General features: G+C 42.1%; 20 protein-coding genes. 9 read left to right on the top strand and 11 right to left on the bottom strand.

Features of this window, described 5'->3' with window-relative positions:
- Positions 1 to 111: 111 nt before the first annotated feature.
- A complete protein-coding gene (tsaD, locus tag NSTC745_RS19060) occupies positions 112 to 1,161 on the bottom strand; it encodes a tRNA (adenosine(37)-N6)-threonylcarbamoyltransferase complex transferase subunit TsaD (protein ID WP_445632326.1) in 1,050 nt (349 codons plus the stop codon).
- A 335-nt stretch (positions 1,162 to 1,496) separates the two neighbouring features.
- Between tsaD and NSTC745_RS19055 the strand changes: the two genes are divergently transcribed.
- The 3 genes from NSTC745_RS19055 to NSTC745_RS19045 all read left to right on the top strand — a co-directional run bounded on the left by NSTC745_RS19055 (position 1,497) and on the right by NSTC745_RS19045 (position 2,956).
- Complete coding sequence (locus tag NSTC745_RS19055; protein ID WP_445632325.1) at positions 1,497 to 1,991, top strand: Photosystem I reaction center subunit III; 495 nt, start codon at positions 1,497 to 1,499, stop codon at positions 1,989 to 1,991.
- A 38-nt stretch (positions 1,992 to 2,029) separates the two neighbouring features.
- Complete coding sequence (gene psaJ, locus NSTC745_RS19050; RefSeq protein ID WP_445632324.1) at positions 2,030 to 2,179, top strand: photosystem I reaction center subunit IX; 150 nt, start codon at positions 2,030 to 2,032, stop codon at positions 2,177 to 2,179.
- Between the two features lie 255 nt (positions 2,180 to 2,434).
- Positions 2,435 to 2,956 (top strand): photosystem I reaction center protein subunit XI, encoded by a 522-nt coding sequence (locus NSTC745_RS19045; protein ID WP_445632323.1) that lies wholly within the window; start codon positions 2,435 to 2,437, stop codon positions 2,954 to 2,956.
- A 26-nt stretch (positions 2,957 to 2,982) separates the two neighbouring features.
- Here the strand turns inward: NSTC745_RS19045 and NSTC745_RS19040 are convergent, their stop codons facing one another.
- The 4 genes from NSTC745_RS19040 to NSTC745_RS19025 form a co-directional block, all read right to left on the bottom strand.
- Positions 2,983 to 3,105 carry a hypothetical protein gene (locus NSTC745_RS19040; protein ID WP_445632322.1) on the bottom strand — a complete coding sequence of 41 codons (123 nt, stop codon included), beginning with the start codon at positions 3,103 to 3,105 and terminating at the stop codon, positions 2,983 to 2,985.
- A 66-nt stretch (positions 3,106 to 3,171) separates the two neighbouring features.
- Positions 3,172 to 3,771 (bottom strand): guanylate kinase, encoded by a 600-nt coding sequence (gene gmk, locus NSTC745_RS19035; protein WP_445632321.1) that lies wholly within the window; start codon positions 3,769 to 3,771, stop codon positions 3,172 to 3,174.
- A 168-nt stretch (positions 3,772 to 3,939) separates the two neighbouring features.
- The gene (gene remA / locus NSTC745_RS19030) at positions 3,940 to 4,206 is read right to left on the bottom strand and encodes an extracellular matrix/biofilm regulator RemA (protein ID WP_073639751.1); all 267 of its coding nucleotides are present in this window, start codon (positions 4,204 to 4,206) and stop codon (positions 3,940 to 3,942) included.
- A 447-nt stretch (positions 4,207 to 4,653) separates the two neighbouring features.
- On the bottom strand, positions 4,654 to 5,256 hold the full coding sequence (locus NSTC745_RS19025; protein WP_445632320.1) for a hypothetical protein: 603 nt from the start codon (positions 5,254 to 5,256) through the stop codon (positions 4,654 to 4,656).
- Between the two features lie 467 nt (positions 5,257 to 5,723).
- Here NSTC745_RS19025 and NSTC745_RS19020 point away from each other — a divergent pair, with 467 nt between their 5' ends.
- The 4 genes from NSTC745_RS19020 (at position 5,724) to NSTC745_RS19005 (ending at position 8,696) form a co-directional block, all read left to right on the top strand.
- On the top strand, positions 5,724 to 6,677 hold the full coding sequence (locus tag NSTC745_RS19020; protein ID WP_445632319.1) for an ABC transporter ATP-binding protein: 954 nt from the start codon (positions 5,724 to 5,726) through the stop codon (positions 6,675 to 6,677).
- Between the two features lie 41 nt (positions 6,678 to 6,718).
- Positions 6,719 to 7,483, top strand: coding sequence for an ABC transporter permease (locus tag NSTC745_RS19015; RefSeq protein WP_445632318.1), 765 nt, complete (start codon positions 6,719 to 6,721; stop codon positions 7,481 to 7,483).
- Position 7,484: 1 nt separating this feature from the next.
- Positions 7,485 to 8,282, top strand: a complete 798-nt coding sequence (locus NSTC745_RS19010; RefSeq protein ID WP_445632317.1) for an ABC transporter permease — start codon at positions 7,485 to 7,487, stop codon at positions 8,280 to 8,282.
- Between the two features lie 87 nt (positions 8,283 to 8,369).
- Positions 8,370 to 8,696 carry a DUF433 domain-containing protein gene (locus NSTC745_RS19005; RefSeq protein ID WP_445632316.1) on the top strand — a complete coding sequence of 109 codons (327 nt, stop codon included), beginning with the start codon at positions 8,370 to 8,372 and terminating at the stop codon, positions 8,694 to 8,696.
- Positions 8,697 to 9,032: 336 nt separating this feature from the next.
- On the opposite strand, the gene NSTC745_RS19000 is transcribed toward NSTC745_RS19005, so the two are convergent.
- The 4 genes from NSTC745_RS19000 to hetZ form a co-directional block, all read right to left on the bottom strand.
- Positions 9,033 to 9,323: a type II toxin-antitoxin system Phd/YefM family antitoxin gene (locus tag NSTC745_RS19000; protein WP_445632315.1), complete on the bottom strand. Its 291-nt coding sequence runs from the start codon at positions 9,321 to 9,323 to the stop codon at positions 9,033 to 9,035.
- Positions 9,324 to 9,409: 86 nt separating this feature from the next.
- Positions 9,410 to 11,734 (bottom strand): transglutaminase TgpA family protein, encoded by a 2,325-nt coding sequence (locus tag NSTC745_RS18995; protein WP_445632314.1) that lies wholly within the window; start codon positions 11,732 to 11,734, stop codon positions 9,410 to 9,412.
- 569 nt (positions 11,735 to 12,303) lie between these two features.
- A complete protein-coding gene (locus tag NSTC745_RS18990) occupies positions 12,304 to 13,284 on the bottom strand; it encodes a PatU (RefSeq protein WP_445632313.1) in 981 nt (326 codons plus the stop codon).
- Positions 13,277 to 14,479 carry a heterocyst differentiation protein HetZ gene (hetZ, locus tag NSTC745_RS18985; RefSeq protein ID WP_445632312.1) on the bottom strand — a complete coding sequence of 401 codons (1,203 nt, stop codon included), beginning with the start codon at positions 14,477 to 14,479 and terminating at the stop codon, positions 13,277 to 13,279. The genes NSTC745_RS18990 and hetZ overlap by 8 nt, the downstream gene beginning before the upstream one ends.
- A gap of 204 nt (positions 14,480 to 14,683) precedes the next feature.
- On the opposite strand from hetZ, the gene NSTC745_RS18980 reads away from it, so the two are divergent.
- The gene (locus NSTC745_RS18980; protein WP_445632311.1) at positions 14,684 to 15,157 is read left to right on the top strand and encodes a hypothetical protein; all 474 of its coding nucleotides are present in this window, start codon (positions 14,684 to 14,686) and stop codon (positions 15,155 to 15,157) included.
- A 572-nt stretch (positions 15,158 to 15,729) separates the two neighbouring features.
- Here NSTC745_RS18980 and sds read toward each other — a convergent pair.
- Positions 15,730 to 16,701: a solanesyl diphosphate synthase gene (gene sds, locus NSTC745_RS18975; RefSeq protein ID WP_445632310.1), complete on the bottom strand. Its 972-nt coding sequence runs from the start codon at positions 16,699 to 16,701 to the stop codon at positions 15,730 to 15,732.
- Positions 16,702 to 17,849: 1,148 nt separating this feature from the next.
- Here sds and NSTC745_RS18970 point away from each other — a divergent pair.
- Positions 17,850 to 18,047 carry a hypothetical protein gene (locus NSTC745_RS18970; protein WP_096539897.1) on the top strand — a complete coding sequence of 66 codons (198 nt, stop codon included), beginning with the start codon at positions 17,850 to 17,852 and terminating at the stop codon, positions 18,045 to 18,047.
- Between the two features lie 62 nt (positions 18,048 to 18,109).
- Here the strand turns inward: NSTC745_RS18970 and murI are convergent, their stop codons facing one another.
- The gene (gene murI, locus NSTC745_RS18965; protein WP_445632309.1) at positions 18,110 to 18,976 is read right to left on the bottom strand and encodes a glutamate racemase; all 867 of its coding nucleotides are present in this window, start codon (positions 18,974 to 18,976) and stop codon (positions 18,110 to 18,112) included.
- Positions 18,977 to 19,093: the final 117 nt, after the last annotated feature.

Below are 19,093 nucleotides of genomic sequence, written 5' to 3'. Positions count from 1 at the left end.
GCGATTGCGCCCTTGCCGTTTCCCGGCTTGAACCAAGTGACATTATGAGGCATTGGTTATTGGTAGTTACAAATGACCAATGACCAATGACCAATGACCAATGACAAATGACTACTCAACAGTTTGATACAACTTCATCACCTGATTCAGGGCTAATCTAGATTCAACGCCCAGTGTCAAGGGCGATGTATGTCCAGAGGATAGATGTTCGGCGGCGGCGCAGCCAATCATGGCGGCGTTGTCAGTACAGAATTTCAACGGCGGAAATAGAACCCGTAGGTTATGTTCAGTGGCGGCGGCTTGGAGGTTTTTTCTCAGACCGCTATTGGCTGCTACGCCGCCTCCAACGGCAATTGTGTCTAAACCATAGTCTAGGGCACAGGCGATCGCTCTTTTGGTTAGCGATCGCGCTACAGTCTCCTGAAAGCTAGCTGCTACGTCTTTTACTGGCACTTGTTTGCCATCTTTCTCTAGCTGCTGTACTAAACGCAATACAGCCGTTTTTAACCCGCTAAAACTCGCATCATAACGATGAAACCCGCCGCTAGGTAAAGAAACTTTTCCTTCTGGTAATGGGAAGGCTTGGGGATTTCCCTGTTGTGCGAGTTTGTCAATTACCGGGCCGCCGGGATAACCCAGCTTTAATAATCGCGCCACTTTATCAAAGGCTTCCCCGGCAGCATCATCACGGGTTTGCCCTAGCGTTTCGTAAATACCACAATCTTTAACATAAATCAAGCTTGTATGTCCGCCTGAAACCAGTAAGCTAAGAAAAGGGGGATTTAAACTTGGCTCGCTCAAGTAAGTTGCGTAAATGTGACCTTCGAGATGGTGGACTCCCAAAAAAGGTTTGTTATGTACCATCGCCAGGGTTTTGGCAGCAGTTAATCCCACCAGCAGCGCTCCCACGAGTCCAGGGGCGCAAGTGGCGGCAATTCCATCAATTTTATCCCAGTCTAGTTTGGCTTGCTCTAGAGATTGAGCGATCGCTTGATTAATCGTTTCCAAGTGCTGGCGGGACGCTACTTCTGGCACTACCCCACCATATTGCTGATGGACTGGAATTTGCGAAGCGATAATGCTGCTGTAAACTTGACGATTATTCACAATTGCGACAGCAGTTTCATCACAGCTAGTTTCTATTGCTAAAACGGTTGTCATTGAGGGTAGAGAATGGGGAATGGGGAGTAAGCAGTAGGAAGTTCCAAACTCGGAGTTCTGAGTCCTAAATTTTGAGTAGCACAAACAAAATCGTCCTTGCTTACTACCCTACTACAAAAATTAATATACTCAGCAGTTCTTACTCACTAGGCCCCACTGCCCATTCTCCATTTCCCACGCGATCTTGGTTGAGAAGCTTTAACTTTTATTTACTGAAACTTTACTCGGTTCCCACCCAAGAGTATGATGACTTCCTAGTTATGCAAATAAAGACTGTACAAGCCGCTTCGTTTTGTACAAAGAACTTTTTGTTTTGTAATAAAAGGAAACACTCTATGCGACGATTGTTTGCTTTGATTTTAGCGATTTGTCTGTGGTGCAACTTTGCCCCCCCAGCACAAGCTCTAGGGGCTAATTTGACACCTTGCAGAGACAATCCCGCTTTTCAAGAGCTAGCTGCTAATGCCCGGAATACTACTAGTGACCCAGAATCAGGAAGAAAGCGATTTGAGCGTTATTCTCAAGCGCTGTGCGGTCCTGAGGGTTACCCCCACTTGATTGTTGATGGTCGTTTAGATCGTGCTGGTGATTTTTTGATCCCTAGCATTCTATTTTTATATATTGCTGGCTGGATTGGCTGGGTAGGTCGTACCTATCTGCAAACGATCAAAAAGGAAGCCGATCCCGAACAAAAAGAAATCCAAATCGATCTGGCTTTGGCACTACCTATCATTGCTACAGGCTTTACTTGGCCGCTAGCAGCAATCCAAGAATTAACCTCTGGTAAATTAGCAGCGAAAGATACCGAAATTCCTATTTCCCCCCGCTAAACCAGTTTCACTAATTCATTTGTTTGGAGACTAAATTCATGGCAGATAAAACCGACAACTCATCCTATTTGATTAAATTTCTTTCCACAGCGCCAGTGGCAGCTACTATATGGCTGACAATCACAGCAGGTATTTTGATTGAATTCAATCGCTTTTTCCCAGATTTACTTTTCCACCCACTACCATAAGCGGAAAATGAAATTCTAGGGCAATTATCTGAAATTGTTTAGTTAGTCTATTTGGACTAACTAGACAAAATTTTCGCCTAAATAGTCAGGAAAAATAGTTTTTTGAAACTCGCGATTATGTTTATATATTGCGAGTTTCACAGCTTTCAAATTAGCTAAATTAATTTTTCTAAATTTCCTAAGCAAAAGACATCTTTAGCTACAATTATTATTAATATAAAAATGCCACCATTTTAATTCAAAGGCGAACATAATATGGCTCAAGCTGTAGATGCATCCAAAAATCTCCCCAGCGATCCGAGAAATCGGGAAGTTGTTTTTCCTGCATTCGGTAATCCGCAAATAGGTAACCTAGAAACTCCGGTTAATTCTTCTCCCTTGATCAAGTGGTTCATTAATAACTTACCTGCTTATCGTCCAGGTTTAAGTGCTGGTAGGCGTGCGCTAGAGGTGGGAGCAGCTCACGGTTACTGGATTTTTGGCCCCTTTGCTAAATTGGGCCCACTGCGGGATACAGCTAATGCTAATTTAGCTGGTTTATTATCAGCGATCGGTTTAGTTGTTGTTTTGACCGGCGCTTTATCTTTGTATGCCAATAGTAATCCTCCAAAAGCGCTCAAGAGTGTTACTGTACCCAATCCTCCGACAGATGCTTTTAACTCCAAAGAAAGCTGGAATAACTTTGCCAGTTCTTTCTTAATTGGTGGTATTGGTGGTGCGGTAGTGGCTTACTTTTTAACCAGTAACTTGGAATTAATTCAAGGTTTATTTGGTTAATTTGGTCATTAGTCATTGGTCATTAGTTATTGATTAGTAATTAGTAGCAAAAAGCGATCGATAACGAAAGAAAAATGATAAACGGCAAAGTCTGAGGAGAGATTTCCTCCACTCAGACTTTGTAACAGAGGACAAATGACAAAGGACACAAAGCTTTTTCTTTGTGTCCTTTGTTGATTAATGCTAGGGGTGGGTATGTTGTTAAAAATGCTATGTTATCCAAATAAAGCCGCTTCGATGTCATTTAAAGCAGTTTTAAAATCGTCATTAACGATTTGAATATCAAATTCATCTGCGGCCTTAATTTCTTCTTGGGCGCGTTGCAGACGACGGCCGATCGCATCTTCAGAGTCTTGACCGCGAGAGCGTATCCGTTTTTCCAATTCCTCAAATGAAGGCGGTAAAATAAATATGCTCAAGGCACTGGGGAAAGAAGCACGAATTTGTCTTGCTCCTTCTAACTCAATTTCTAGCACTACCAACTTGCCAGAATTAATCTGGTTAAGCACAGCTTCACGGGGAGTGCCATAATAATTACCAGCAAATTCCGCCCATTCTAAAAATTCACCTTCAGTGATTAATTGTTCAAACTTACTACGGCTAATAAAGTAATAACTTTTGCCATCAATTTCCCCCGGACGGGGAGAACGGGTCGTCACGGATACGGAATAATACAGTTCCGGATGACGCTGTAGGAGCGATCGCATTAAAGTACCTTTACCGACTCCGCTAGGGCCAGTTAAAACAATTAATCTGCCTAGATTTGGAGATTCTTTGCTAGTAGCGCGACTCTGGATGGGTAAAACTCGGATCATCCGTTTAACCTGTGAATTAATCAATAGATATTATTTATTACTCTTGTATTCGTGGCCAAGCCCACCATTGACTACAGGATTTGTAACGTTGGTGGCAAAAAATTGGTCTAATTCACATGGTACTGCCGATAGGCTGCAAATAGAGTAAGGTTTTTAACCCACTGCTTGTCAATTATCTACAGTCTGATGATCGCGGGAAATCACAAAGCGATTCGCTACCGTTTCTGGCTGAATCGCTGACAGAATTACGTGGCTGGAATCAGTGATAATTACAGCCCTAGTGCGTCGGCCATAAGTTGCATCAATCAGTTGACCTCTGTCCCGTGCATCGGTAATAATCCGCTTAATCGGGGCAGACTCTGGACTGACAATTGCAACTACTCGGTTGGCAGACACGATGTTGCCAAAGCCAATATTGATTAGCTGAATGTCCATAAAAAAACTGAGTATCGAACGCGGTTTGAGAAGCTTTTAGTAAACTTATTTCCATGTTATCGCCAATAAATAGGAGTTACAACGCTTAAATTCACGTCAGCCGTAGTTTTTTAAATAATGTCTGCTTTTTTAGCTATTTATCACCTAAAATTCCCAAAAATCTACCTAAAGATATAGTGAAAATCATACTTGTATCAGCTAGTCGATTGATGTACATTATTTTTTGGAAACAAGTATCTAGGTCGGAAAAAGAATTAGAACAAAAGCTACTCAGTAAAGGTAGAGTAAAAATCTAATAGGGACTTCCGAAAAATAAATTATCTCAAATAATTTATACATTTGTGAGCTAACACAGCTGTGCTACGATGGGATGTTTTTTCACTGTAAGTCTCATATCCTGCGTTAGCTACTAGTTTAAAAATCAACTAGTACTTTTTAATAACTGACTTAACCTTGCTTAATTGCGCTTAATAGAATTCCTAGAATTTTCTTTATATCTTTAATGTAATATTCACTTAAATCAATAGAAACTACTTTATCTTCTAATTTAAGAAACTGCCAAATAGTGCCAATAGTCACAGCACCATAAATTCTTTTAATAGAATTACCTTGTTGTTCGTTAAACAAATCGGCTGCTACCATTTCTGCTATACACTGAGCCAGCCCTAATTTGAGGTTTTCATTTTTTGCTTCTACAAGGGTAATTACGGGTGCGCGAATAAAAAGCTGTTCTTTTGAAAGACTGATGAGAAAATCACAGAAGCCATTCAACCCATTCTGAGTATCAACATTAAAATCAACGCCTGAAAACAAACTAATTTCATAATTTAATTTACGCCTGACTTCTAGCAATATAGGGCTAATTATCATTTCAGAACGCGCTTTTTCTGTATTGATAGAAACAGCTAAATCAACATTTTCTCTAAGAATAGTTGCTAGTAGATCGCTATAATCTTCTTCCTGAATATTGGCAAATAATCCCGATTGCTCATCAATTTTTAGCCCAAACTTTTGGATGACTTCACTTAATTTAAAATCACTGTAAGCCATTCAAATCATCTCCTATAGCATTCCTAAATGACTTGTGAAATTAGTTGTGGAGGTACGCAACAGGCTATAGGCAATAGACTTCTTGCAGAAGCAGGGGAAGGGGGAAAGGGAAAAGGAATAAGAAAAAACCTTTAACCTTTAACCTTTCCCCGTCTCTTGCAAAAGTAACTTTTGCAAGAGGTCTAATATGTTACCGAAAGCCTTTGTAGCAAATATATAAAAGGCGAACCATTTTTGTTCGAGTCTTATATTTGGAACAGCTCGTTATTATAGTAAGATACTTTATTTCATTCGCTTCATCCTCAGGACTTCCAAGCAATGCCGCTAGATGAACGATCGCATCACAACCTTGAATCGCAGAACGGATTTCGTTTGGATTTAAAATTATTAAAAATCTAGGTTTTATGATACTGCCAGGGTTTGTATTATACTTGTATTACAAAATCACCTAAAGGGGTTCATCGGTGATGGCAGCGGTAGAACTGGAAAATTTATCCAAGACGTTTACTCTAAGTAGGGGTTGGGGACGCAACCGCACTCACAAAGAGATTGTGGCTGTAGATGGGATTAGTTTAAGCGTTCCACATGGTCAAGCGATCGCCTTCATCGGCCCTAATGGCGCGGGGAAGTCCACTACAATCAAGATGCTGACAGGCATACTACAGCCTTCATCTGGAACAGCAAGGTTACTGGGATTAAATCCTTGGCGAAATCGACGCGAATTAGCTTACCAGATTGGGGTAGTGTTTGGGCAGCGATCGCAGTTATGGTATCACCTACCTCCCCGCGATACCTTGGAGTTACTAGCGCGAATCTATAATCTCAATCGCCAAGAATATATTCAACGTCGCGACCAACTAGTTGAGCGTTTCGATCTCAGCCCGTTTTGGAATACCCCAGTACGTAAGTTGTCTTTAGGTCAGCGGATGCGAGCAGAAGTAGCAGCCAGTTTACTCCATACACCTAAAGTATTATTCCTCGACGAACCCACAATTGGACTGGATGTAATTGCTCGTCAGGAATTACGCGACCTCATCCGCGAATGGAATCGCACTGAAGGGGTAACGGTATTTCTCACCAGCCACGATGCAGGCGACATCGAACAGGTAGCCCAGCGAGTAGTGGTAATCAATCACGGGCGCGTGGTACTCGATGACAAAGTTTCAGCAATGCGCCGCCAATACCTTGGCTCAAAGATTCTCAGCGTCAAATTCCATACTTCCCCCGCCGAAATCAGTCTCCCAGGAGTGACACAACTCAAAGCTGGCGAATATAGTCTCAAGCTGGAGGTTAATACCCGCATCACACCAATTGAAACTGTGATGACTGAAATTCTCCAGGCGGGTTCGGTGGCTGATATTGCGATTGAAGACCCACCACTGGAAGAAGTAATTGCACACATTTATGCTCAGGCAGCCTGATAATTTTAGCGAACAGTTTCAGTAAATATACTTGGATCGGCTTGACGGCAGCTCGCTCCAACCTGGCTTATTTCGGAGAAGTTGCTTCCAGAGGAATTTTCCTGTTTGTTATTCTCTACATCTTTCTACAACTGTGGCGTCTCACTTATGCCCAGACGGATGCTGAGCAGTTGGGAGGTTTAACTCTGGCTCAGATGCTTTGGTATTTGGGTATCACTGAGTCTATCGTCCTTTCCAGTCCCCAGGTTGCTTTGGAGGTAGACGAGGATGTACGGACGGGGGCGCTGGCAGTACAACTAATCCGCCCTCTATCCTACCCTTTGTATCGCCTGTGGACTACTTTGGGAGAGCGTACAGTGCGCTTTGGGTTGAATGTAGCGATCGCTTCCCTAGTAGCACTGCTGTTTGTTGGCACAATTCCTTTAACTTTCGGAGGAATTTTATTATTCCTAGCGGTGCTACCACTGGCATTTGTATTAGATTTTTTGGCAACCTTTTTAGTAGGCTTAGGAGCTTTCTGGCTGGAAAACACCACCGGATTAATGCTCATTTACTCCCGGTTGACCATGATTTTGGGTGGGATGCTGATTCCCTTGGAACTACTACCAGAAAACTGGCAGCCAGTACTACAAGCTCTACCTTTTGCCAGTATTTTATATGGCCCGGCGCGTTTATTTGTGCATCCCGATTTAACTTTTGCTGGTGAATTGTTAGTGCGGCAGGGAGTTGCCATAGTTGTGCTAAGTCTGTTGGTGGCGCTTGTGTACCGCACGGCAGTGAAACGTATCCACGCGCATGGAGGTTGAGATGTTCTGGCGTTTAATTTCCTATCTAGAATTAGCTGGGGCTTATATTTGGCTCAATCTGAACGCTCACTTAGAATATCGCGGTGCATTCCTCACACAAGTGATGGCAATGGTACTTAATAATTTAGTCTGGGTGACATTTTGGGGGCTGTTTTTTACACGCTTCCCAGTGCTACGAGGTTGGACAGTGCAAGATGTAATTACTCTCTGGGCGATCGCAGCAACAGGGTTTGGTTTGGCTCATACTGTCTGTGGTAATGCTTTGCAACTGACAAGTCTGATTGTGCAGGGACAGTTGGATGTATGGATGTTGTATCCACGTGCCCTTTTACCACACCTACTCCTGGGACGGATGAATGCTACATCTTGGGGGGATCTGCTGTTTGGGTATGGGGTTTATTTGTTTTTTGTCAAGCCTGATGCAGTGCATTTAGCGTTGTTTACTGGGTTGACAGTTTCGGTAGCAACATTATTCGTGGGCTTTAATGTTTTGATAGGTAGCCTCAGCTTTTATCTAGGCAATTCCGAAGGACTTACACAGCAGTGGCGAAATGCCATGCTTACCTTCAGTACTTATCCAGCAACTTTGTTTGAGGGAACAGTGAAGCTACTGCTGTACACACTGCTTCCGGCTGGATTTGTGAATTATTTACCAATTGAGGCATTGCGATCGCTATCTTGGATTCATGCTTTATTAGCAGTAGCTGGATCGATTGCAGTGCTGTTAGTTAGTGTCGCTGTGTTTTACCAAGGATTGCGTCGCTACTCTTCAGGAAATTTGATGCAAATGCGAGGTTGAGTCTTTGTAGTACTTTCAGGTTAGGGCTGGGGCGATCGCACCTGAGTTAAGTTACCATTACGTCAAGTTAGTCAGGGAAATTAGCCCATGAGCTTCATTTTAGACCGCGAAACACCTCCTCTTAGAGAAGATGAAACCGGAGCAATTCGAGTTGGGAATTCAAGGGTTTTGTTAGAAGTCGTAATCCGAGCTTTTCAGGATGGCGCGTCCCCTGAGTCTATCGTCCAAAGGTACTCGACTCTATCATTGTCTGATGTTTATAGCACCATTGGTTACTATCTTCGACATCAAAACGCTGTAGAAGCATACCTTAATCACAGAGAACAATTAGCTGAATCTGTACAGCAACGTTTGTCCAATGTTAAACCTGATTTGAGTGTTATTCGTTCTCGCTTGTTGAAGCTACAACCCTAACCCACGACAATTATTCCTCATCAGATTTATCTATCATCGGTTTTTGAGCAGTATGTCGTACAAACAGAATCTCTACATTATCATTAACGATAGTAAAGAGAATTCGATAGGCATTTCTTCCCTTTGCATAAAGTAATTGTCGAATTTATTCCTCAAAAAAATCATTTTCAAATGCTAGAGAACAACGATAAGGCATTGTTTATAGAGATAAAATAGTTTTATATAATCCTTATAACGACAGTCTAGCTTTACTAGGAGAATCATTACTCAACCAAAAATAAGCTTCTTCTATTGCTTTTTGCGCTGCTGGTTGTATGATTATCTGATATTTGTGATTCATTGAGAATTGTCTAGTTTATCAAACAGTTCATTCAAAAAATCTTCCGCTTTTTTTCCTTTTCCTTCTTGCATCTGTTCCAAACCAAGTTTTATACCCTTTAAAGTTTCTACTAACTCAGCAGCATCTAAAAGTTCCTGATAAGATTCTGCATCTTGAACAACTAATTCTGCTTTTCCATTGACAGTTAAAACTAAGGGATGTTTTGTTTGCTTAATACGCTGCAAAAACTCAGTCGTATTACGTTTAAACTCGGTGAGAGAATGTATATCTTTTGAAATATCAATCATAGAGTCAGCATTAAAAAAGCATCTAATTAGATGCTAAAAATAATTTGTTGATTTTGTCAACTGATATTTCTCAAAACTTTCCTTAATTAGTTTGCCCGATCGCCAGTCCCCTTTTTCAATTCATACCATCTTTGTCGCAGTCCATTTAAATTAGGATTCTGTCCACCATAACGCCAGCTAACATAGGCTTGACAAATTTCATCTATGATCTCAGCAGTTGCTGGGGCATGATGTTGGTATGAAACTTTGGCATACTCTAGTGGTGTTTGTGCTGGATGTTTTCCCAAACCTTTTTGCGCTGTCCATTGCAACATTTGTTGATAAAGGCTTTCCATTGCTGGCAATTTCTTTAACCATCGACGATTGCGCCACTCTCGCCACTGTCCCCAAGCTACCCAACCAAAGAAAGCAATGGTAGTACCCAAGATTAAGCCAGTCAATACACCCAACCAACCTTGAGTAAATAAAGCTAAAAACCAAGCGATCGCTTTACCAATCCAGCTAAATATTGTCCCAAATACATTATTCAATAAACCTGTCACCGGAGAAGGCAACCATCCAGCAACCCACTGCCAAAATTGTCGCAAAACACTAAAAGTTTCAGTATCCTCAATTGACGGAGGTATCAACGGATGATTGGGAATTGGATCGAAGGCAAACCAACCAAATTTCGGGAAATACACTTCCGTCATCGCGTAGGCGTCTGTATTACGAACAACATACATTCCCGTGAATGGATTAAACTCTCCTGGACTAAATCCTGCCACCAACCGCGCTGGGATGCCAATGGAACGCAGCATCACTGTGAGAACTGTGGAAAAGTGGTCTGGATAGCCTCCTTTGTATTTGAATAAAAAAGCTTCTACCAAGTCTTCTTTTTCATCCAAATATGGAAATTCTAAGGCATTTTGCGGAATAGAATAGTATTGCTTCAAGTATTGAGCTAAGTAAAGAGCTTTTTCATAAGCTGAATCTAAGTTTTTAGAAGACTTTCCTACCCGGTTTTGATTGTACTTCGTGAGGATTTCTTCGGTGCGTTGCTGGACTTTTTCAGCAATTTCGGGCGGGATTTGGAGATAATGGTCTTTAATATCTCGTGGATATTTAGTAGAAGTTTGACCTAACAAAGTCCGATCGCGGCGCGGTACTTCGGAAACAACTGTATAAGTCACGCCTTCTGATAATTCCACAGGCGATCGCAATCCATTTTCTTTATCAACTGCAATCATTGGTGTAGGAAAGTAAATTTCCTTGGGATTAGCCATCGCTGGAATTAAATTCGGCAAATCCGACACCACTGTATAAGTTTGTACTACTTCTTGAGTTTTACCAGAAATCAGAGGTGGGGGAATAAAAATTTGGTAAGACCAGGGCGGCCGCCTGATGGTGGTAACATCATCTTTACGAGAAACTTCCCATCCTTTACCTGTATAGCGGTCAAATGCCAACACTCGCCAAAAACCCTCAGCTTGCGATCGCACTCGCATCACAACCTTAGGTTTCATCTCTCCCCGCAGGTTTTGGTTGATTTCGCTATTGAAGCCGTAGTAAAAATTATTATCTACTTTTCCTGGTTCGCCAGTTTTGCCCTGTCCTGTACCATCGCCTCGATCGTTACCATTACCTCCACGAACATAGCCGGGATTAATAATACTACGTCCTGTAAAACTGCCCTTGATTTCAATTGGAGAACTTACAGGAAAGCTTCTTAATTGATAACCAGGTAACCTGGGTAAAACAGCAAAAATTGCCAGTCCGAGACCGACAATTACAAAAAAATTAACAATTAAAAATTTAAAATTTAAACTTGAAAATTTATCCTTTGGGGTCTTTTCTTTTTGTATTTTTAATGGTTGCAAACCCAAGCGCGAGCGATAATCTAGAACTAGGGTTGGGAGAGCGATCGCTAAAAACAACAGTAACACAGGTGCAAACGCTAAAGTCTGACTCAGCGTTGCAGCCACACCCAATAAAATTAATCCGATAACAATCGAATAACCTAAATTTTTGCGGCGGGGTGTATCAAAGCTATGCAACACCTGTAGTTGAATTAATAACTCTGCTAAACCCAACCGCGTATCATTCAACTCTGTCACTAACCGCCCAAAGAAAGTACCCAACGCTATTAACATTCCAATAGCGATGCAGAACTTTACTGCAACATTAGTGTCGCGGCGACGATAGTAACTCCAAACCGCACCTACTACACTCAAAGGTAACGCCCAAAGGCTAAATGAAGTTTCGGCGGCGATATCCGTCGCCACAATTCCCAAAATAACCAACGCTAGCACCAGCACCCGCAAGGAAATTGAATTTTCCACTTCTGTCGAAGGCGAACCCTGTGTATTTTGCTGCCTGAAATTACCTGTAGAGAGACGCCAAAACCGATTCATCCTGGATAAGTTAAACATTTCGAGTCTAAGGTGTAGATCCGACGGAAACAATGGTAAAGACGGAACTAGCCGCCCTACTATCAAGTATTCCCGTTGGCGAAAGTTTTCTTATCCTGTTTTTAAGCGTCTATAAGTGGAAAAGTGATAGCTTGGTAAATATAGAGACGTGGCTAAATCAACACAAAGCACCGAATTAACTCCTTCCTCAGGCTTTGTGACTACTCAATTTTCCGCAGTCCGCACAAGCAGGCCCCTTCTCTAAAAGAGGCTGCACGAACGCCTACGTTTGTATGGCGCAAATTCGATTCGCCAAAGCTTTTATAGCAGTTGAAGCATAGTTTAGGACACCAACTTATCCTAAAACCTCGACGCCAACAGACTTTCTTTGCCTGTTCCCTGCTATATTCCAAAATTGGTGTTATTGGGTGAGTCTACACCTGCCTAAGATTTGGCAACCTACATTAAGTAAGCACCCTGTTTTTAGTAGTCTTGAAAGAGAAACAAAGCCTCGAACAACAGCTAGGGAAAAGTTATCTTAATATATTCAGCGCTGATTGTACGCAGCGTGCTAGCGGTAGCAACTTAGACTACATTGTGGGACTAATTACAAACAACAAAGGTTGTTCGTCTATTTCTGGGAACTCAACTTCTAAGGTATAAATTGGGTTAAGTTGCTCGCAGCCTAACTCTACACTTAGGTATCCAGAACTCGAAGATGTTGTCATTGCTAGAGTACCACTTCCCCGCAATGTCAAAGTTCCTTTAACAGGTAAATCGGCTTGAACGAGTAACTTCGTAAGTTTACCTACAGATTGATACTCTACTTTAATGTTTAAAGTACCAACACTGGTTAGCCATTGTCTTTCTACTACTGGACTAGTTGCTGAAAGTGGTAGAGTCAGATTTTCCAGCAATTGTTTTGCCGCCAGCAATGACAAAGCCATCTGTTGACGGGGTTGTAAATCTGAATAATCGCTCTGAATATCCGGCATTTTGTCCAGAGTATTCACGGAACGATAAGTGCTTCTTAGCACTAAACCAGCGATATCATTGAGTGCCTGAGATTCATTGGGGAAAAAGTTCTCCACCACTTGAACTAATTTTGCCCCCAGCGGCACTGAAGATGTAACCAAGGCCTGACACTGTTCTAGCAATTGCTGGAAAACTCTTTCTGGCAGTGGAATCGGCAGATTCAGCTTCGACTGCTGTGCCATCCATCCCCAGCTAGGAACCAGTGCCATTGACGGCTCATCAAGAAAATCGGGATACTCGGTTAATTGTGTTTCCCAAGGAAACAAGGGTGGTTGGTCTTGGATTTGGATTTGTAACCGACGCTTAAGGACGGCTTGGAAACGATCTTGCACAGTAGGAATTTCTCCCGGTAGAAAGGCCTGGGGTGTTCCTCTCAGTTCTGACTCACTGTTTTTTGAAGCAGTGGCTTCCTTGAAGAGGTTTTCTACCCCGTAATTTTCCTTACATTCTAACGAGGGATGCTCCTCGTTTTTGACATTACCTGTCAATAACCAATAGAGACACTCGTCTTGTAAGGATTCTGAGTCACTATTCATGAGTAGATGCACCAGATCCGGACACTAATGAGTTACGAATTTCCCAAGCTTGTTCGAGAATCTTAAACCAACGTTTTTGCAGTTGTGCCATTGACAACCCTAAAGTTTTAGCTATTTTTTCGTCGGTTTGTCCTTGTTGCTTTAAATCTAGTAAAGACCGCTGTTTATTGTCCAACTGCGCTGTGTATGCTTGCCATTGCTGGGGAGTTAAGCCCAAGTTGGTATGCAATGAGGCTTCCAGCCATTCATGAACTAATTCCCAACGGTGTAACAAAGCGAATCGAATTAGATGATACTTGAAGCGCTGCTGTAAGTAATCTCTCTGACGAGGGGTTAAACCCAAAACCGACTCAATTTCTTGTGCTGATAGATCTTGAAGGCGAAGCGAAAAGTAATCAGCACAGTCAGATTGCTGTCGTTGTTCGAGGTAATTCATTAATTCCGTAATCACGACGGAACGCAAGGAGTCCTCTTCAGGTTCGGCTTCTGTTTGGGTTGCCATTGTGGAGCGCAATTGCTGAATGGCTGGTTCTTCCCAACCGTCCCCATCACTATTGCTACCTTCTGCGGCTTGTTCTATGTCTACGCTGGTTTCGGGGGGTTGCTGTTGGGAAAAAGTTTGCGCTCTGAGGATAATTAGCTGTTGCTGACGACCTGGTAAAGGAATTCGTCGCTTACCATAGCGTTCGGTGAATGCCATATACTCGGCCAATTCCAGAAGCGTTTGTGGGCGGTAAGTGGCACCGAGTTGATTTTCTCGCCGGAAAGCGTTTAATGCTTCTAAATAAAAACTTTGTAGAAAGTCTTCAATTATAGTCAGCCGTCCTTGATAGCTCAATTGCTTCTGAGGAGGATTAATGTAACGATAAATAATAGCGCTCAAAGTACTGTGTAATTCTACCCTGCCCCGATTTGAACCTAACTGATAGTACCTAAGACACTGTTGCAGCCGATGTCGGGCGAGGGTGAGTGCCGAGCTTTCCACAGCCCCAGAAGCTTGGATGCGTTTGCTTTCACTGCAAATCCGGTAGACTTCGGTGGTGATTCGTCTTGCTACATCGTGGCAATTCTGTTGCGAAGCTTTGGTTGACTGCTGAAACTCCCTGGACAGGAGTTGAAAGATCGCCTCCACACCAATAGAATTTTCTCCCAGAAAAGTTGCAGATGGAATAGTTGCGGTTGCGGCTGAATTCATAGTCTCGGTTTTCAAAAGACCTTAAGTTATTTAAATACAACCTGTACGACCGTGGGTGTTGGCTTTTTGGGTTTTGCTTATAAGCTAAATGCAGGCCCTACCTACGTTTGAGATGTGCCTGATTTTATTATTCCCAAATTTAATGGGATTGTTCGCATTTTGTAGATGTTATTGCCATTACCCAGGAGCCGTATACAAGTCATTATGGATTTAGAAGCACAAATTCAATTGCTGATTGACAATGCACCCCGCGATGGTATTACACCAAATCTGATTTCAGCAATTTCTCCTGCCTTAAGAGCGATCGCTCAGAAATTACGTTACTCCCAGTACTATATTCTCCAAAGTTCGGAGGGCAACTGGGTTGTAACTACGTTGAGCAATCGCACTAATCCAGGATTAGAAAAGCGAGTGGTTTACGCTTTTCCTACCATACAGGATGTCTCCCTAATTTCCACTGCTGGGCTTGACCCTCAAATGCTAACTAAAATTGTTCCCGCGACCCATATTTTGTTTCAATTGGTGGCATTACAACCCGTAGATAGTATCGTTTTTTTGGAAACGCCGGGTCAGACCACTCATACCTTTGAAGTTCGGCGAAGCGAGCTAGAAAAACTCATGCAACAACAGCTGCGAAAGATGCGATCGCCTAAACCCATACCCCCTGATATTGCATAGAGTAATTTGCGATGTGAGATTTTTTCGATACAACCCAATATCTGTTTTTAAAACTTTTGAGCGCCATTTCTGGCGCTCAAAAGTTTTTCAAAAATTTTCAATTTATAATCCGTTTGCAAAAATTTGCTCTATTACGAACCCATTTTTTCGCTTATCACTTTGCAATATCTAAAATTAATTTAAAAACAGTTCCTAGCGAACAGTTATCAATTTTTTTGTTTAAGTTCTGCTGATTCGTGGGTTAGGTTTCAAGTTTCTGAAATATCTAAAATTGATTTAAAAACAGTTCCTAGCGAACAATTCTCATTTTTTTTAACTTCTGCTGAGCCAAAAATTCCCACCCAAGAATATTTGAGTAGGTTTTATTAACGGGACTTAGGCAACTGAGACATATCTGTTTCGTGCTGGGAGTTAACACTAGAGGCAAAAACCCTGCGCGAACAGACATTTTGAAATTTTAGATTTTTTTAATTATTTAATCAAAAATCCTTCTTGAAAAGCTTTGTTCGGAGTGAACCTCCGCACCCAGAGGGATCTTGCTAGAAACTTTTCGCAAAATCTAAAATCATTTTTTAATAGAGCCGACTCAGCCCATAGTCAGCTATGTTAATCAATGCCTGCTGGGACTCTGAGGGTGGGAGAACTGCAAGATGTTCGATAGCCAATTTAGTATGATGAGCAGCTAATTCTCGCGCTTGCTGTATACCTTGACTATCCTGAATCAGTGCTAATGCTTGCTCTAAATCTCCCTCTTGAGCAAATTCTCTTTCAATCAGCACTTCCAAGTATGGTTTTTCGGCTAAAGCAAATAAAACCGGTGCAGTTAGATGACCACTTTTGAGATCCGACGCCACTGGTTTACCCAAAGTGTCTGCTGTGCTAGTGAAATCTAAAATGTCATCGACAATTTGAAATGCTATGCCCAGATGACGACCATAGCTGTACATATGCTCAACAGTTTCTCGCGACACTTCACTTAGTAAAGCAGCAGCTTTGGAACTATTAGCAATTAACGAAGCTGTTTTGTAATAACTCTTTTGCAGGTAAGTTTCAATAGAGATGCTGGCATCAAAACGATTCAATCCTTGCTGAATCTCCCCAGTAGCTAGATCCATAATTACTTCTGAGAGCAGTTTCACCACCTCCAAATTGTCCAAGTTTGCTAAATACCAGGAAGATTGGGCAAAGAGAAAATCTCCTGCTAGTATGGCTATGCGGTTACCAAACAAACTATGAACGGTGGGAACGCCTCGCCGCACGTCTGATTCATCTACCACATCATCGTGTACCAAGCTTGCTGTATGAATCATTTCGGTAATCTCAGCTAAGCGGCGATGACGCGGGGTAATTTCTTGGTCTAACATTGTTGCCCGCGATATTAGCAAGACAATTGCTGGCCTGATACGCTTTCCCCCAGCTCCGAATAGATGTTCGGCGGCTGCAAACAAAATGGGGTGGCGATTTCCAACTAGCTGTTTGAGGTTATCTGCTAGTTGTCGCAGGTCTGCTTCCACAGGGGTAAACAGGGAGGTGGCTGGGGTCATGGATGGGCGGACTCTGACTTAGGTTACGAAAGTTTACATATCCTTTACTCATTTTAAGATAACCCTGTGCCAGCGCAAAGTTTTCATTAGCTAATCCCATACTCTTGAGTATATCGGTTTGCCTATAAAGATTGCTATTTTGTCAATCAGCAATTATGCTTAATTTGAATATAACTTCCGATCGTATAGGAAAAGTGTTCGCAGAAGATCGTGTTACTGAGCTATTATGAAATTTTTCCTGAGTGTAGGGTACTACCTAGAATATAAAAATAAGGCTTGAGCAATGCCCACTCGACAAAAATAGCAATCAAATAAGCTGGTGCAAAATTTCAGGGTATCCACTTGCCGTATTTGTACGCTGACCTCTACAGACACAACTAAAAAAGATAAGTATTATTGCTGATTGACTCTTTTGGCGAAATCTGGATTAGATTGGTTAGTATCGGACTAAATTTTTTTCCAGACCGAAGTCTAGCTATTGAAAAAATTTGAAATTTAGCAGACAAATAGGCTTAAAATTCAGGGCTGTTGTGTTACGCTAAAATATAGGAATTTTAAATTTTTAAAATACTCACACGCCAAAAGTTAAGTCACCTGTTAGTTGATTTTACGGACATGGTAGCTGTGTGTATAAAATAACTTTTCGTTGGTGATATTAAGGGAATAAATTCTTTGATTTTTCCAACGATATGCGAAACTCCTAGTTCGGAGCTATCGGATATCCCTATGGGAATTCCTTCGGGTGGCGCTCCTTCTCTGCGAGACGCTAAGCAAAGGTCGCTAATGGTAGGCTAGGTCAATTAGATTATAAAGTTACGCTTTATAACTCTGTTGGCTTGAAGCTACACGCCTTTAGCCAATGTTCGGCGCGAGTGTTGCTCCTGTCACAGTAATGTGAGCGAAAATAAGGCAGATCGAGTAGACCGCTGAGAATTGCAGTATTAGGTTGTCTATTGGCAACTTAGCTGCTGTGGGATTTATGGTCTGCTAAAAATTGCATTATAGAAGATTATTTGTCCGTAGAGAATTTTATCTCTATAGGTAGATCTACCATAGGAAACTACAGCCATCAAGAAATTACTTGGTTGGCTGAAGTTCTACTAATTTCATGAAATTTTGTATTCGTTGCCAAGGGTGCTAGTAGAACAATGATTTACGGAAGTGTGCCTATGATGATTTTTATTTTAGCGTCTGGATATTTGTTCACAGTCTACCTGTTATTAGCACTAGCAAAACGGACGGGTACAAAGACTGCTCCCAGAAGTTTTGGTTCATCTGTTGAAGTAAAACACGAGCAGGAGATATCAGTTAGGACAAATGTGACTGAAGCAGTTAATAGTCAATAGGCATTGGGAGACGGTCTGACGCAAAGAAAAACTAATGACTAATGACTAATGACAAATTAATTTTATTGGGGTTGGGAAATAGCGATATCGGTGAAGCAAACCTGTTCAACCAGGGGTGTATAGCCTAGCCACTTAACTCCGGACTGAGAAAACTGTTGCGGACAACCACTGACAGCAAAGCGCGTTGGTAGTGGTGGTTGGGTGCTTCTTAAGCCTAGCAAGTCTAGTTCTTGGGCACAAGCAGCGACAACATGAACAGCTGGGTCAATCAACTGGACTTGAGAGGGAAGGAGCGATCGCAATACTGGTGCCAGGAGCGGATAATGAGTACAGCCGTGGACTAAGGTGTCAATTTCCTGCTCTAATAAAGGTTCTAGATAGGCTCGTGCAACTTCAGCAGTGTAAGGATCGTAAATGCGGTTTTGCTCAATGAGTGGCACAAACTCTGGACATCCAACTTGCCAGACTTGGACATTTGGATTGATTTCGAGTATAGCGTGCTTATAAGCATTACTCTTTGCTGTGGCGGGGGTGGCAATTACACCGATGCGCTTTCCTTGCTGGACTGCTGCCCTTGCCCCTGGTAGGATTACTCCTAGTATGGGTATGCTAAATTCTTGACGCACAGTTTCTAAGGCTAGGGCAGAACTGGTGTTGCAAGCCATAATCGCCATTTTCACCTGCTGCTGTTGCAGCCAGGTGAGGATTTCACGGGTAAATTGTAAAATTTCTGCTTGTGAACGAATTCCGTAAGGAAGCCGAGCTGTATCCCCAAAGTAAACAATTGATTCATTCGGGAGTTGGCGATACAGTTGTCGCAGTACCGTCAGTCCTCCGACACCACTATCAAAAATACCGATTGGGGCGTATTGGGGTTCTTGATTAGAAAAATCGTCAAGATTTCCTTCAAAAATGGAAGATGAATACACAGGCAGATATTGATTTAGGTTTTGGGATATAAAATACAGAATCTAGCAGAGAATTGACAAATTTACCACTAAATTCTGTACTAAAAACAAGTTTAAAGACCACCTCTTAAATGAGTA

The organism is Nostoc sp. DSM 114161 (assembly GCF_052692665.1).
This window is presented reverse-complemented; position numbering and strand designations above follow the sequence as displayed.

What these genes read in the sequence shown, in the direction of transcription:
- NSTC745_RS19020 (WP_445632319.1), top strand. Translation starts at nt 5,724, where the DNA reads ATGGCAGCGGTAGAACTGGAAAATTTATCCAAGACGTTTACTCTAAGT.
- NSTC745_RS18995 (WP_445632314.1), bottom strand. Translation starts at nt 11,734, where the DNA reads ATGTTTAACTTATCCAGGATGAATCGGTTTTGGCGTCTCTCTACAGGT.
- psaJ (WP_445632324.1), top strand. Translation starts at nt 2,030, where the DNA reads ATGGCAGATAAAACCGACAACTCATCCTATTTGATTAAATTTCTTTCC.
- NSTC745_RS19045 (WP_445632323.1), top strand. Translation starts at nt 2,435, where the DNA reads ATGGCTCAAGCTGTAGATGCATCCAAAAATCTCCCCAGCGATCCGAGA.
- NSTC745_RS19000 (WP_445632315.1), bottom strand. Translation starts at nt 9,323, where the DNA reads ATGATTGATATTTCAAAAGATATACATTCTCTCACCGAGTTTAAACGT.
- NSTC745_RS19055 (WP_445632325.1), top strand. Translation starts at nt 1,497, where the DNA reads ATGCGACGATTGTTTGCTTTGATTTTAGCGATTTGTCTGTGGTGCAAC.
- NSTC745_RS18990 (WP_445632313.1), bottom strand. Translation starts at nt 13,284, where the DNA reads ATGAATAGTGACTCAGAATCCTTACAAGACGAGTGTCTCTATTGGTTA.
- gmk (WP_445632321.1), bottom strand. Translation starts at nt 3,771, where the DNA reads ATGATCCGAGTTTTACCCATCCAGAGTCGCGCTACTAGCAAAGAATCT.
- hetZ (WP_445632312.1), bottom strand. Translation starts at nt 14,479, where the DNA reads ATGAATTCAGCCGCAACCGCAACTATTCCATCTGCAACTTTTCTGGGA.
- tsaD (WP_445632326.1), bottom strand. Translation starts at nt 1,161, where the DNA reads ATGACAACCGTTTTAGCAATAGAAACTAGCTGTGATGAAACTGCTGTC.
- NSTC745_RS19010 (WP_445632317.1), top strand. Translation starts at nt 7,485, where the DNA reads ATGTTCTGGCGTTTAATTTCCTATCTAGAATTAGCTGGGGCTTATATT.
- remA (WP_073639751.1), bottom strand. Translation starts at nt 4,206, where the DNA reads ATGGACATTCAGCTAATCAATATTGGCTTTGGCAACATCGTGTCTGCC.
- NSTC745_RS19025 (WP_445632320.1), bottom strand. Translation starts at nt 5,256, where the DNA reads ATGGCTTACAGTGATTTTAAATTAAGTGAAGTCATCCAAAAGTTTGGG.
- sds (WP_445632310.1), bottom strand. Translation starts at nt 16,701, where the DNA reads ATGACCCCAGCCACCTCCCTGTTTACCCCTGTGGAAGCAGACCTGCGA.
- NSTC745_RS19005 (WP_445632316.1), top strand. Translation starts at nt 8,370, where the DNA reads ATGAGCTTCATTTTAGACCGCGAAACACCTCCTCTTAGAGAAGATGAA.
- NSTC745_RS18970 (WP_096539897.1), top strand. Translation starts at nt 17,850, where the DNA reads ATGATTTACGGAAGTGTGCCTATGATGATTTTTATTTTAGCGTCTGGA.
- NSTC745_RS18980 (WP_445632311.1), top strand. Translation starts at nt 14,684, where the DNA reads ATGGATTTAGAAGCACAAATTCAATTGCTGATTGACAATGCACCCCGC.